9 protein-coding genes are annotated in these 15,683 nt (G+C 44.0%); 7 read left to right on the top strand and 2 right to left on the bottom strand.

Annotation, left to right across the window (positions count from 1 at the left end):
• Positions 1–237 precede the first annotated feature (237 nt).
• The 7 genes from GC102_RS34115 (at position 238) to GC102_RS34085 (ending at position 12,219) form a co-directional block, all read left to right on the top strand.
• Complete coding sequence (locus GC102_RS34115; protein WP_171693454.1) at positions 238–2,544, top strand: helix-turn-helix domain-containing protein; 2,307 nt, start codon at positions 238–240, stop codon at positions 2,542–2,544.
• A 188-nt stretch (positions 2,545–2,732) separates the two neighbouring features.
• Complete coding sequence (locus GC102_RS34110; RefSeq protein WP_171693453.1) at positions 2,733–3,722, top strand: ABC transporter permease; 990 nt, start codon at positions 2,733–2,735, stop codon at positions 3,720–3,722.
• Positions 3,723–3,741: 19 nt separating this feature from the next.
• A complete protein-coding gene (locus tag GC102_RS34105; protein ID WP_171693452.1) occupies positions 3,742–4,638 on the top strand; it encodes a carbohydrate ABC transporter permease in 897 nt (298 codons plus the stop codon).
• A 165-nt stretch (positions 4,639–4,803) separates the two neighbouring features.
• Entirely contained in the window at positions 4,804–6,432 is a 1,629-nt protein-coding gene (locus GC102_RS34100) for an extracellular solute-binding protein (protein ID WP_376769431.1), read from the top strand.
• 89 nt (positions 6,433–6,521) lie between these two features.
• Positions 6,522–10,319 (top strand): X2-like carbohydrate binding domain-containing protein, encoded by a 3,798-nt coding sequence (locus tag GC102_RS34095; RefSeq protein ID WP_312883460.1) that lies wholly within the window; start codon positions 6,522–6,524, stop codon positions 10,317–10,319.
• 159 nt (positions 10,320–10,478) lie between these two features.
• Entirely contained in the window at positions 10,479–11,159 is a 681-nt protein-coding gene (locus GC102_RS34090; protein WP_171693450.1) for a GntR family transcriptional regulator, read from the top strand.
• A gap of 133 nt (positions 11,160–11,292) precedes the next feature.
• Positions 11,293–12,219, top strand: coding sequence for an SGNH/GDSL hydrolase family protein (locus tag GC102_RS34085; RefSeq protein ID WP_171693449.1), 927 nt, complete (start codon positions 11,293–11,295; stop codon positions 12,217–12,219).
• Between the two features lie 43 nt (positions 12,220–12,262).
• On the opposite strand, the gene GC102_RS34080 is transcribed toward GC102_RS34085, so the two are convergent.
• Both GC102_RS34080 and GC102_RS34075 read right to left on the bottom strand, forming a co-directional pair.
• Complete coding sequence (locus GC102_RS34080; RefSeq protein ID WP_171693448.1) at positions 12,263–13,606, bottom strand: LLM class flavin-dependent oxidoreductase; 1,344 nt, start codon at positions 13,604–13,606, stop codon at positions 12,263–12,265.
• Between the two features lie 444 nt (positions 13,607–14,050).
• Positions 14,051–15,682: a response regulator transcription factor gene (locus GC102_RS34075; RefSeq protein WP_171693447.1), complete on the bottom strand. Its 1,632-nt coding sequence runs from the start codon at positions 15,680–15,682 to the stop codon at positions 14,051–14,053.
• Position 15,683: the final 1 nt, after the last annotated feature.

The following is a 15,683-nucleotide window of genomic DNA, read 5'->3' as shown; positions in this document are numbered from 1 at the left end:
TGTATGGTCAACGACCCAATTGTACCTATGCGATATTGCTCTTTATCTATATAATCAGTCTTGTAGTAAGCGCTATCATATAGATAAGGTACAGTTTCGCATGGACTGCAATCAGGGGGTATTAGTCATATGCAAAAATCAGAAAAGACCCGACTAGGGGTTTTTTTTGTTGAACAATCGTGCTAACTTGTTAAGGAACGTATTCCGAAACCTCCAAAATGGAAGGGAGAACTGCCAGTGCCCAAGTATTCCAGATTATTTCGAAGGTTTCTGATCTCTTACATCGTTATTTTGATCATCCCCAGCATAGCGGGCTATATGTCATATCGTACTTCGATCACTGTCACGCAATCGATTTCCATTGAGAATAATGTGACACAGCTTCAAAAGAGCCAAGAGATTCTTGAACGAAGAATGGCCGAAGTTGAAAGTTTTACGAGACAATTAGCTTTAAACCAAGACTTGAGTGTCCTTTTGAACGAAAAATTGGTGGACGATAAAGCAAATGTGTATGGGGTCTGGAAAATAACGAGAGATATTAAGGCCTACAGCCAAACGAATGATTTTTTGAAGCAATTCTATATTTATTTGACTAATTTTAACGTCGTTGTGACGCCAGGCAATGCTTATTTTCGCCCTGAGCATTATTACCAGACTTCGCATTACAGCAATCTTTCCTTGGACGAATGGAAAAAAACAGTATTAGAGAAAACGCATAGAAGCGAAATCATGCCGCTGAGCCCGTTTGTCAACAACGGAACGCAAACCTCAGTCATCACCTTTATGCAATCGCTCCCATTAGACAGCTTTAGTGATTCTTCACCGGCCACGGTTGTCACCATTATTGATGAACAAACCATCAACAGTGTCTTGTCTGGTTTAAGAGATCCGAACGGTGGTTGGACGCATATTAGCGATGCAGAAGGACATACCATTAGCTTGCAGGGGATCAGTCAACAGGAAATGGATCAATTATCCGCTGATAGCCGCTTCGATAAGGGGAAAGTCAGTCAATTCTATGCAGATGATCTCGTGATAAGGATTCAATCCAAATCAACGGGTTGGGTATATAGCACGGGAATTCCAAAGCACGTTTTAATGGAGAATGCGAATAAAATCAAGTACATCACTTGGTCGGTGACCGGTGTTGCTCTACTGATCGGGCTTTTTGTTGGTTTTATGCTGTCTTATCGAAATACGGCCCCGATCAATAGGCTGCTTAGTGTGATGAAAGAGCAGTTTGGCAAGGATGCAACGACAGAGCGCAATGAATATGATTTCTTGCAGGGTAATATATCCAATATCATTACCAACAACAAGCGCCTTGAGTCTGAGCTTAATCGGCAGCTGCCATTAATTCGCGATGCCTTTTATAAAAGGTTAATTGCGGGTGAGTTTCAATCGAGGGATGAATTGATTTCTGCTGCCGCGCAGGCTGACACTGGGCTAAATATGAATGCCGGTTATACGGGTATTCTGCAAATCAATGGTTACTCCGGCATGGAAAGCGTTGAAATTCTCAACGAACTGAATGCGGCCAGACTCATTCTGAAACAGATTTTAATTGATTCAGGCAGCCACCTGCATGTTCATATGACGGATTTGGGTTCAGATCGCATTGTAACCCTATTTACGTCAGGAGAAAAGGATGAAGGTGAAGAAGTTGGCAAGGAAGATATCGAGCAGCTCGTGGCAAATCTCGCCAATCTGGCTTTTACCGATTATCGTATTACTATTACTGCAGCACTAAGCGATCCCTTTTCCTCTGTCATGGAGATCAGCCATTCCTATGAACAAGCCAGACAGGCATTAGAATACGCCGTATATATGAATAGAAAAGGAATCGTTTGGTATAGTGATACACGAGTAGAGAGTAACACGTATTATTATCCAATCGATGTGGAGCTGCGATTAATTAGTACGATTAGGGCAGGCGATGTGGATGAAGCCGAGCGGATCGTCAAGTCGATGATCGAGCAAAATACGGAAAATCGAGAGCTTTCTGTGGAGATGAAGCATCAGTTTATCGGAGAAGTGAAAGGAACGCTGCTTAAATTACTCGACCAGAAGGCTCTCATGGAATCCCCTATGTTCGAGAAAATCAAAAATCGGATCATTAGCATCCAGGCCACTGAAGCTATTGAGCTGATTTCGCGTGAAATTAATGAGATTATCTCAGCCATGTGCGGTCTCATCACGAGCAAAAAGAACGATGCCCATATTAAAACCGTAAAGCAAATTAATGAATATATCGCTGAAAAGTATTCAGATCCCGATCTAAACCTATACCGGATAGCTGAGATTGTAGAGCGTCCAGAAAAATACATCTCCCAATTATTTAAAGAGGTAACGGGGACGAATTTATCCGATCATTTGGAAAAAGTGAGAATGGATCACGCAGCGATTCTTTTAAAAAGAAACCAATATAACGTGGATGAAATCGCTTCGCATGTTGGTTATAACAGTTCACATTCCTTCCGGAGGGCGTTCAAGCGAGTTATGGGCGTATCGCCAAGCTCGTTCAGACAGTCCGCAGAAGAATGAAAATCCTAATCGCTTAGGCGGTTAGGATTTTTTCTGTCTTAATGGCCGTAGCGGAAAAGTGGCTGTTCGAATAGGAAAAATGCCCGCTGAATTCGGGTTATTTGTTCGCAAAACGACGCAATTGTACCTATACGAGGGTCGCAATAGCACCCTATAATCAGCCATATAGAAAGCGCTATCACGACTTCATGAGGAATTTAGGGGGGAGCATTTTGGAAAAAGGAATTGAAATCGAACGCAGCCGAGTGGCACCAATAGAACGTGGAGGCTTCCTCACAGCAGCGACAAAGAGTTTTAGAAAACATTGGCAATTGTATCTTATCGTTATTCCGCCAGCCTTGTTTTTCCTTATTTTTAAATACTATCCGATGTTGAATGCCGTCCTTGCTTTTAAGGATTACAACGTTACTAAAGGGATATGGGGAAGCCCATGGGTGGGATTCAAACATTTTAAGTTGTTTTTTGATAATCCGATTTTCTGGACGTTAATTAAAAATACACTCCTCATTAGCGGATACTTGTTAATCGTCGGGTTTCCAATTCCAATTTTGTTGGCCTTGGCTCTTAATGAAATACGCAATGGCAAATTTAAGCGGTTTGTTCAATTGGTTTCGTTTGCTCCTTATTTTATATCCACCGTCGTTATGGTATCCATTATCATGCTTTTTCTAGCACCACGGCTAGGCTTCGTTAATGTGGCGATGAATCATTTCGGAATGGGATCTATCAATTTTCTCGGGGAACCCGGCATGTTTCGCTCGATCTATGTGTGGTCGGATATTTGGCAGACGGCAGGCTATTCGGCAGTTATCTTTTTGGCTGCGCTAGCAGGAGTCGATCCTTCGCTTTATGAGGCAGCCAAGGTAGATGGCGCTTCACGGTTTCAGAAAATCCGACATATCGACTTGCCCGGCATCATGCCAACCATCACGATTGTTTTCATTTTGAATGTAGGGAGTGTCATGTCACTTGGCTTCGAAAAGATCTATCTGCTGCAAAATCCGCTGAACAAGATAAATTCCGAAGTGATTGCCACCTATGTGTATCAAATTGGTTTACTGAACGCGAACTATAGTTTTGCTACTGCGGTTGGATTGTTTAATTCTGTTATCAATTTAATTCTGCTTGTTGGTGTCAATATGGTAGCAAAGCGATTATCGAATACGAGTATCTGGTAAACAATGGAGGAACCAAACGATGAATACGATGAAAACGACGATCAAAGAATCGGTTGGCGATAAACTATTTTTGATTAGCATCTACGTGATACTGAGCCTCCTTTTAGTTATCGTCTTATATCCGCTTATTTATATTTTTAGCAGCTCTTTCAGCAGTCCGTCAGCGGTAACTTCAGGCCGTGTGTGGCTCTGGCCGGTAGAATTTTCCCTCAAGGGATATGCAACTCTCATCGAAAATCCGAAAATTGTTACAGGCTATGCCAATTCTCTTTTTTATACGGCTGCCGGAACGATCATCAGTGTAATGCTTACGATCATGATTGCTTATCCATTATCACGCAAGACTTTGTTCGGAAGAAATATGCTTATGATGCTAATTACATTCACGCTGTTATTTAGCGGTGGATTGATTCCTACTTACTTGGTTGTGAAGCAGATGGGGCTAATCGATACCAGATGGGCTTTATTGATCCCTAACGCAATATGGGTATGGCAAGTGATCATTGCAAGAACGTTCTTCCAATCCTCGATTCCTGATGAATTAATTGATTCGAGTGAAATAGATGGATGCAGCGATCTCAGGTTCATGTGGAGTGTCGTGGTTCCGTTATCGAAACCGATCATAGCTGTTCTGTTCTTAATGTACGCTGTGGGTCAATGGAACGCTTACTTCGATGCTCTTATTTATCTCAAAACCGCCAATCTTTTTCCGCTTCAGCTCATTTTGCGCAGTATTATCATTCTTAACAACAGCTCAAATGCCACAGATGCCTTGAAACAGGTAGAAAGACAGCAGTTGGCAGAGCTTTTGAAATATTCACTGATTGTCGTGGCAACGCTTCCCGTACTAGTCATCTACCCGTTTGTACAGCGCTACTTTGTCCAGGGGATGCTGGTAGGTTCTGTAAAAGGGTAAGTGGAAAGAGGGATAACCTGTCCGATTGAAGAATTGAAAGGGGGGATTGACTAAAACAAAGCGCTAAGGAATAAACGATAAGCAAACAAGTTAATTCAAAAAAGGGAGCGGATTCAATTGAAAAGAAGATCGATTAGTAGCTTGGTTTTCATCTTGATGTTCAGTATGGTTCTTGCCGCATGTTCGAGTAAAGAGGAGACTTCGGCATCGTCAACACCTTCAACTGGAACAGCATCGCCAAGTGCAACACAAGCGGCTAAGCCCGTAGAAATAAGCATCTTTGCTCAACAGGCTAACGACATGGATTTGAAGACGAACCTGTTCACAAAGCATTTGGAAAGCAAATTTAATGCGAAGTTTAAGTTCGAAATCATCCCTTATGATGGGGCCAAGGAAAAACGGCAAATCTCCTTAGCGAGTGGCGATTATCCAGAGGCGTATATGTTAACGGCCTATATCGACCAATTCTCACAAGCCGATCTTCTCAAGTTCGGCAAGCAGGGCGTTCTGCTTCCATTGAATGATTTGATTGATCAGTATGCTCCTAATATTAAAAAGGCGATGGAAAAGGATCCAACGCTCAAAAGCTTCGTCACAGCGCCAGATGGAAAAATATACGGACTTGGCTCCTATACGCAATGTTTCCACTGTTCCTACCCGAACAAAATGTGGATCAATACAAGCTGGTTGAAGAAATTAAACCTCGAAATGCCGAAAACAACCGAAGATTTCAAGAAAGTGCTTCAAGCTTTCAAAAAGAACGATCCGAACGGCAACGGTAAAGCAGACGAAGTTCCGCTTAGTGGATCGATTGAGGATTTCGGCGTGCGTGTCATTCCGTTCCTGATGAACGGCTTCATCTATAATGATGACCGTAATTACCTGAACTTGGTTAACGGTAAAGTGGATACTGCGGCCAATAAGCCGGAATGGAAAGAAGGACTTACCTATATTAAATCCTTGTACGACGAGGGCTTGATCGATCCAGGTGCTTTTACACAAAATGCCGAAGCCTTTAAGAAAATTGGTGAGAACGCTGGCGGACAAATTCTAGGTGCAGGCGCAGGCATGCATCCAGCCATCTTCGTTAACATTGATAAAGGAAACAAAAATTCAGCTGATTATAACCCTGTGCCACCGCTCACAGGACCGCATGGTTCATTCGCAACGCATGATGGAGGCGGCTTAATTCCAGGTGCGAAATTCGTCCTTACGAATAAGGCCAGCAAAGAATCACAAATCGCATTGATTAAAATGGTTGATTATATGTATACGACAGAAGGACAAACGAACGCAGCATCGGGTATGGAAGGCATCGATTGGAGAAAACCGAAAGATGGTGAAGTAGCTCTAGGCAAGGGAGTAACCCCTCAAATTGCAACGATTCCAGCTGTAGATGGGCAGCCTCCTCGTAATGCTGGATGGAGCGGTATGGGACACTTTTACCAACCAAAGGAATACAGAGATAGCTTCGTACAAGGAACGGATGTTTACGACTCAGCGAATTACGAACGCAGATTGTACGATGCGACGCTTTTGTATCAAGGACATGAACCGAAGGAACTATTCCCAATGTGGGCGATCTGGATTGATCCAGCACTTACAGACGAAGCAAGCATTCTTCAAACCAACATCAAGAACTATATTGAGCAAAGCGCGCTTCAATTTATTACAGGAAATAAGGACTTGACCAAAGATTGGGATGCCTATGTGAAAGGTCTCGATAACTTGAAAGTGGGCAGATACCTTGAAATTCTCCAAAAGGCTTACGATACGGCAGCAATAAAAAAATAACGATCTATGAAGAAGTGGCCAGGTGTTTGTTCTAGAAATAAAGCACCTGGCTTTATTTATGAATTTTAACGCTAAAGGGGATGTATGATGTGGGATATACGATTAAGAAAACTAGATTGTGGCTGCTGGTTTTTATTTTCTTTATCACTTTGTTTGCTGTCTTTATTCCGAAAGGGCAACCCGTACAAGCAGCCGATAATGGATTAGCGCAAAAACCATACATGGGCTGGAGCAGCTACAGCATGCAAGTGTATCACAGCGGAAATTGGATTACAGCCGCACAGATTATGGCTCAATCTGACGCTATGCATGCGATTCTGCAGCCCCATGGCTACAATTATATCAACGTAGATGCAGCCTGGAATGGGAGTATGGATGAATACGGACGCCCACAACCAAGCACCACTTTGTATCCGAATGGTCTTAATGAGGTTATCAATCATGTACATAACAATGGGCAAAAGTTTGGCCTCTATTTTATACCGGGGATGTCACCGGCAACCTATGACGCTAACTTGCCAATCTATGGTACCTCCTGCCATGCACAAGACATCGTGGTACTTCCATTAACTACGTCGGATTATTGGAATATAGGTTATAAAATTGACTTTTCTAAGCCATGTGCGCAGAGCTATATCAACTCCATTGCCGATGAGATTGCCTCATGGGGTGTTGATTTTGTGAAGTTCGATAGCGTAACGCCGGGCTCCGGACATAATGACACGTCCATTGATGCTCGCGGTGATGTCAAAGCCTGGTCCCAGGCACTTGCCCCGCACAACATTTGGTTCGAGCTATCGTGGGCGCTGGATATTAACTACGCTGACACCTGGAAGAAGTACGCGAACGGATGGCGTGTTGATTGGGATATTGAATGTTATTGTGGAACAGCGGGATTGACCAATTGGGCTAATATCGCAAGGCTATTTCCGCGAGCTGGAGAGTGGTGGCGTCATGCAGGTCCGGGCGGATGGAATAATTTCGATTCCTTGAATATCGGTAACGGCGCCATGGATGGCATTACACCTGATGAGCGGCAGACAGCCATGACTTTCTGGGCTATCTCGTCGGCTCAATTATATACGGGCAATGACTTAACCAACCTGGACGAGTTCGGCATTAAGCTGTTGACGAACGATGAGGCCATCGCCGTCAATCAGGACGGTAAGCCGGCACATCCCGTATCCCTCGCATCCGAGCAGCAGGTCTGGTATGCGAACAACGGTGATGGAACCTATACCGTTGGACTGTTTAATCTGGGAAGCTCGAACGCGACGGTCAACGTCAATTGGAGTGATATCGGTTTAAGCGGCGCTGCCTCCGTACGTGATTTATGGAGTCATAGCGAACTAGGTGTGTTTAACTCCAGCTTCAGTTCGGGGGATTTAGCTCCACATGCTTCTCGTTTGTTGAAGGTTACATCCCAAGGAGGCGTTTCCTCCATCAATGATGATGATACGGGAATTTCATACACAGGCGATTGGCAGCGAAACAGCAACAGGGGACTGGGCGCTACTCAGAATCTTGCCATCACGGTGATTGATTCATTAGCACAGAACAGCATTATCAGCCCTTCTACCGGAAGCTTTGATAAAAATTTAACAGCTCAGAACGATGTAACGACAACGATGACGTTGAATGGAAACACACTTAGCGGTATATCGAATGAAGGTGTAGACTTGGTGGTAGGCACCGACTATACGGTTTCAGGCAACTCGGTCACGATCAAGAAAGATTACCTTGCTGCTCAACCGGTCGGAACTACGCAGCTTACTTTCACTTTTAGCGCCGGAGCTAGACCGATTCTGTCCATTGCTGTGAGCGACACTTCTCCGAAGAACAGCACGATCCTTCCATCGACTAGAAATTTTGACAAAACGCTGCAGGCGGATGTAACGACTACGATGCTACTAGCCGGTAATCAGTTGAGCACTATAACGAGTGGTGGAACACCGCTTGTATTAGGCACCGACTATACCGTATCTGGCAATACGTTAACGATCAAGAAGGAGTACCTGGCTCTACAACCGCTGGGGACAACGAACCTGCTTATTTCCTTCAGCGCCGGAAATCCGCAGACGCTCGCTATAGTTGTAAGCAACACCTCTCAAGGCGGATCAATTGCCATCAATAACGACGACTCGGGGATTACGTATTCGGCCGCTTGGCAGCGAAGTACGAATCGAGGGCTTGGAGATTATTTGAATGATGTACATTTCACCGAGAGGAATAACGAATACTTTGAATATGCCTTTACCGGAACAGGCATTGAAGTGATTACAGAAATGGATTCATCTCAAGGCGATATAGATGTATACGTGGATGGTGTATTTAAACAAACGATTAGCACGTATTATTCGAGTCGTTTAGCCCAACAACCTGTCTACGGAATTTCAGGACTACCCAGCGGTCCTCATACGATCAAGGTTGTGAAAAAATCAGGTTCTTACATGCTCATTGATAAATTGCGAGTTCTCATCGCTGATCTGATTAATCCTGCTGCGGGCAGCACAGTTACTGGAAGTGTGTATAGACAGGTGTCAGCACAATTGGTTCAAGTAGTACCATCTATGACGTCTATCCAGTTGACTCCGTCGGCAGCGTCGGAATTGACCGTACAAACGGCTCCCGCATCCCATGGCGCCACGGCTAGCATCAATGATACGAATGCTGCGATTCATTATTCCGGTTCATGGGGTTATAGCAACAATCGAGGACTCGGAGATTATCAGAACGACGTTCATTACACCGAGAATAACAATGATTATTTTGAATATGTCTTCAAGGGAACGGGCATTGAGTTGATCACAGAGAAGGATACTTCTCAGGGCGATATCGATATTTATGTGGATGATGTATTCAAGGAAACCGTGAGTACTTATCATGCTAGTCGATTAGCACAGCAAACGGTGTACAGCATTGCAGGATTGCCAAGTGGTTCTCATACGCTTAAAGTTGTGAAAAAATCGGGATCCTATATGCTGTTGGATAAAATAACGATACTTGTAGGCGATCTTATGAGTCCGGATACAGGCAGTTTTGACAAAAAGATAGCTGCACAAGAGGATGTGAGTACAACGTTGTCACTTGGCGAGTATGTACTTGATCGAATCGACAATGGCCGAACTACGCTAGTGCCAGGCACCGATTACACATTAGTAGGCAATACGTTGACGATCAAGAAGGCTTACCTTGTAGCACAGCCGGTGGGAACTACGAATCTGACATTCGTCTTCAGTGGCGATTATCAGAATGACGTGCATTTTACAGAAACGAACAACGATTCATTCAAATACACATTTAAAGGAACCGGAATTGCAGTTATTACAGAAAAAGATGCTTCACAGGGTGAAATCGACGTTTACGTGGATGATGTTTTCAAACAAACTGTGAACACGTATAATGCGACGCGGTTAGTCCAACAAACGGTGTACAGTATTTCTGGTCTTTCAAACAGCTTGCACACGATCAAAGTCGTGAAAAAATCAGGCAGCTATATGCTGCTGGATAAATTAAGCTTTACGGTTGCAAAGGCACCGTCAACTGCTGCCGTAACAACGACTGGGGTCACTAAGGTCAAGAATACAAGTGCAACAATTGCTGGAAAAGTAACGGCTGATGGAGGTACTGCTGTTACATCGCGAGGAATTGTGTATTCAACAGCACCAACTCCTACGCTAACCAGTGACGGATCAACCAAAGTTTCCTTAGGCTCTGGACTAGGCGAGTTTAGTGAGAAAATAAAGAAATTGAAACCAAATACGACGTATTACGCCAGAGCTTACGCGACCAACTCAGTAGGAACGAGCTATGGGGTTGAAGTTACTTTTAAAACAAGTAAGAAATCCGAGAATCAGAATGATCATGAAGATGATGACCAGGAGTAAATATCCGACTTTCTACGATGAACCGATTCTCTAAGAGTTACTCCATAGGTATCTGAGATATCGAGCCCTTCTTGTTGTCTAGAGAGGGCTCGATATTTATTATTTGATAACCCTCGATCATACATGATATGTTAAGTGTAAAAAAGGTGAGGGTATCATATGGGGAGTAAAATTAATCGGGTTAATTTAACCGAAGAAATTTATCGGATTGTCAAAGAAGATATTTTAACTCATAAATTGAAGTCCGGGGAAAAGATTAACATTGATCAATTAGCGCGCGCTTTAGAAGTAAGCAACATTCCAATTCGTGAGGCCCTATCCAGATTGCAATCGGAAGGGTATCTGAATGTCATTCCTTTTAAAGGCATGTTTGTTAACATGATGAGTGTCAAAGAGTTGGACGAATTATTTGAAATCAGACTGCAGCTTGAACCACTTGCCGTTGAAAAGGCCGCGCTTCTTATACCAGAAGATATACTGGAACAGCTGCAAGAAACCATGGATGCCCTTCAAACTCAGCAATCACCGAGATCTACTAATGGTTTGGGGACGATTAAGGAAATGAATATGTCTTTACATGGTACTATTCTTGCCTATTGCGAGAATACCAATTTGCAGAATTTAGTCAGGGGTTATATTGAACAGATTCAAAGATATTTAACCTACATCCAATTAAATTTAGATATAAATACCACGAATGAGGAATGGTCGGAACATAATGCTATCTTACAGAAATTAAAGCAGCGAGATCCCAAAGGCGCTTCCGATGCCATGTCCCAGCATATTAGTAATTCCCGCAAAAGGACGAATGCTCACTTTATGAAAGCAGGTAGTAACTAGTCGAATTTTATCACGGGGATTGCTTTAACGCTTGATTGCAGTATGTATGTCTTTAGGATGCTGAAAAAGAGGTATTGTGGAAATCCTCTTCAAGAATTATCATGCACGATATATGATGAAAAGGAGAGTTGAGATGACTCCAATAGAAAGAAAGGAATCGGAGGAATCGCAGTTGACTGGTGGTAAAAGAATTGTTTTTCTTGGGGACAGTATTACAGATGAAGGGACGTTTATTGCTTATGTGGATGCTTTTTTTGAACAGTATAGGCCCGACATTCCTCTCACACTCATTAACCTTGGCATAAGCAGTGAGACTGCTTCTGGATTAACAGAGGCCGACCATCCATTTCCACGTCCCTGTATCCATGATCGATTAGCAAGGGCACTACAAGAAAGCAAACCGGACTGGGTTGTTGTGGGATATGGCATGAATGATGGCATCTATGCGCCATTTTCCATAGAACGGTTTCAAACTTATCAAAATGGTATACTTACAGCCATTCGGATGATCCATCAAAGCGGGGCAAAAGCCATCGTCATGACGCCTCCGCCCTTTGATCCCGAATCTATGAACGCTAATATTCTTTTGCCCGATGGTCAGAAAGACTACAGCTACAAGGAGCCATATGTACGTTACAATGATGTCATTAGATACTATGCGAATTGGCTGATAACGCTGTATTCAACTGCTGATGAAGTCGTGAATATCTACGACCCACTTCTTCACCATAGAGAACAAGAACGCGAAATCAACCCTGGCTATCGTTCCGGTGACGGTATTCATCCCAACTCAGATGGTCATTGGGTGATGGCTAAAACGCTTTTAAGTCATTTATTTCATATTACTTTGGAACAGATGCCAGATTTCATAGAACAACCCGATAATTCGAAATTATTTCAATTGATCCTGCAGCGTCAACACCTATTAGGCTCGGCATGGAAAGAACACGTAGGTCATACCAATCCTAGTAAAAAGGAAGCTTTGCCACTGGAATTAGCCTTGAAAAGAGGCGAAGAGATCACCAAGCAAATTCGTATGATCACCGTGAAGTCTCAATAAAATCATTCAGGATGTGACGGCCATCGTCTGCAAATAGGTGCCTTTAATGGTATAGTTTCGCTTTTGCAAAAGAATTAACTGGAACTGGCAGGCCATAATGATCACGAAGCGTAGTACCTGTATAGGCTGTACGGAACAATCCTCTCCGCTGCAGCTCTGGTACGACATGCTCGAGAAAATCATCCAACCCGCCGTTCATTAGCTGCGGCATGATATTGAAGCCATCGGCTGCATGACCTACAAACCATGCTTCCAGTTCGTCTGCAATTTGCATCGGTGTACCTGCAATCGTCTTATGCCCGCGTCCTCCCGCTAGTCTGAGCAGCAGCTGTCTGATCGTCAACTTCTCTCTGTCAGCCAGCTCTTTGATCAAGTGTGTACGGCTTTGGTGACCGGCAATTTCGTTAGAATCGGGAAGATCCGGTAAAGGTCCGTCCAGAGGATAGGCAGTAAGATCGAAGCCAATGCGATTCGACAGTTGGAGAAGGCTGTACGTTGGGTTCGTCAGTTCGTGGAGTTCGCCTTCTTTCTCTTTGGCCTCGGTTTCAGTTTTACCGATAATGGGGCAGATGCCGGGCAAAATTTTCACGTACGCTGGGTCTCGTCCGTACAGAAGGACACGCTTCTTAACATCAGCATAGAATGCCTGTGCATCTTCGAGTGTTTGTTGTGCCGTAAAGATAGCCTCAGCCCACTCTGCAGCAAAATCCCTGCCGTCTTCGGAGGACCCTGCTTGCACAAGAATCGGACGGCCTTGCGGTGATCGTGATGTATTCAGAGGGCCGCGAACCGAGAAGTACTTTCCTTTATGATTCAACTCATGGACTTTGTCTTTGTCGGCATAAATGCCAGTCTTCTGATCTCGAATCAACGCATCGTCTTCCCAACTGTCCCAAAGCTTTGTCGTGACTTCCACAAATTCCTTGGCACGTTCATAGCGTTCTTGGTGTTGGGCTATGCGATCCCGATTAAAGTTCTGGGCTTCACTATCCGTACCAGAGGTGATGATGTTCCATCCTGCTCGGCCATTGCTTAGGTGATCCAGTGATGCAAAGCGGCGAGCCACGTTATAGGGTTCGTTAAAACTTGTGGATACGGTGGCAATTAACCCGATTTGTTTCGTCACAACGGCAAGCGCGGAAAGCAGTGTATGCGGCTCTAATCCGCCTAATGCACCATATTGGACCGCTGTTGGAGAGGTTGAATAGCGGTCAGCAAGGAATAGGGAATCCAGCTTCGCGGCCTCGGCTTTACGTGCTAGCTCCAGGTAGTGAGCGAAGTCATAGACGCCGTTCAGGTTAGAATCTGGATGCCGCCAAGCAGCTTCATGATGTCCCATGCTCGCAAGGAATAGGTTTAAGTGAATTTGACGTGTATTCTTTTTCATCCTGTACACTCCTTACTAAATATGAAAATAAAAGAAGACTCCACATGCATGCCAGGTGATAAACACTGGGGCAAGGGAGCCTTTGGTGGTCCAATAGGCAATATGAGCTGTTGCAGTCATGTTAGCAGGTTTAATCCGATTATACAAGTGGGTGAAGTGAGCTATATGTGTTTACGATTGGAATGATATGATCGCCATATATTCAAGTCAACCGGACAACGGGAGACTTCTACCTCATTCATTTGAAACGAGAAGGGAGTCTTTTTTGACGCAGAGGCTGGACACTCGCTCGGCTTGCACTGAATTGGGTTCTGAGTAAACAAGGAATTACATCCGCGATTTTGGGGTTTCCAAGCCGCAGCATATTACGGATGCGCTGCCTGTCATCGGTGAAAGGCTTAGCTTGGATGAGTTGAAAGAAATTGATGCGATAACGAGCGGCGTTCAATTCCCTCGTTGAGCGCTCATGTATTTTTCCTGAAATTCACCGGGCGGCATGTTATAGTGCTGTTTAAATACATGGGAGAAATGCTTGACGCTGACGTAGCCGACTTTGTCAGAAACATCGTATACTTTTTCCGGAGGAACGGCTTTCAGCAGCTTGGCGGCTTGATCCATTCGAACACGTGTCAGAAATTTGATATAGGATTCCTGGACGGTTTTATGGAAGATTTGGCTTAAATATCCGGAAGAAATGCCGAGTTTCTCAGCTAATAGGGCTAAGCTCAGCGGCTCGGAGTAATGGGCGTAGATGTAGGCTTTGACGCGGCTGACAATATCTTGTTCGTTGACTGGGTTCGGTTCCTCATTTCTTCCTGAGGTAAAAAAACCAAGTGTTTCGCGGAATAAGATAAGAGTGGATTCACTTGTCCATTCTACGTTTGATTGTTGAAAATTCTTCTGGAGGTGCCGGTAGGCTCTCTCCAAGACTTCTCCTCGATGTTCATTCATTCCTTTGGCCAGTCTTCGGATCAAATAAATGCCAAATTTAAGTACGCTGGATACGCTGAAGGCCTCCATCTTGTCGACATATTGGTTAATAGCCATTGAGTAAACGATTTCGTTATGATCCAGTAAAGCGAATTGGATGGAGGACATTGTAAGCTCCAAAGCGTTAAGGCGTGGTTGTTCGTTAAGCAGAGTAAGCTCGTCGAACAGAGTAGGTCCGTCTAAAAAAAGACGATAGTGAAGATTCCTGCTTGCGATCTGATAAGAGGCTTGCAGCTGAAATAATTCGGATTCATAGGAACCTAGAGCACCAGACACGGTGACTCCTGTATTTGTCAGCATCACGGAGGATATTTTTTCATACAGCAATTGACATTTTTGTTTGATATGGTTTTTGTCTTCACCCGTCATAAGAACGCAAGTGTTCTGTTCTTCATCCAAGAATACAAATCCCATTCCTCCGCTTTCCTCGGATAATTCGCTCGCGAATTGATTCAAAATAAATCGAAAAATCGATTTATCGCTGAACGGAATACCCTTCATCGCAAGTTGATCCTCGTGCAAATCAAGCACCATAATCATACCTTCGGTTTCAATCAACTGTACCTTCAGTCGAAACACGAGCGGATACAGTGCTTTAATCTCCACACTGCTGTCGCTTACCAATGCTTTCAAGAATTGTTTCACCACTTGGCTTTGACTGTCTTTGCTTATATTTTTCATTGCGAGAAAAGCAAGCTCCTCACGGGATTTCCGCTCCAACTGATCGGTTATCTGGTTGATCGTTTCGATCAGATCATCTTTAACCATCGGCTTCAGCATGTAACTATGAACACCATAACGGATTGCTCCCTGCGCCATAGAGAATTCGTCAAAGCCAGAGAGAATCAATACGATCGGCGGATGATCAATTTGTGATAATCTGCGGCACAGCTCCATCCCGTCAACCACAGGCATTTTGATATCAGTAATGACGAGATCGACCCGCTGTTCCTGCAGCTTTTCCCATGCTTCTTGACCATCCATGGCCTCGTCAGCCACTTCCCAATCGAGATGATTTTGGCTAAAATGCAGCTTCAAAAATTCGCGGACCAACGGCTCATCATCAACGATCATGACTTTATTCATT

The organism is Paenibacillus germinis (assembly GCF_013141785.1).
Classification (GTDB): Bacteria; Bacillota; Bacilli; order Paenibacillales; family NBRC-103111; genus Paenibacillus_E; species Paenibacillus_E phytorum.
Note: the sequence above shows the minus strand (reverse complement) of the source record. Positions and strands in the feature narration are given on the sequence as shown.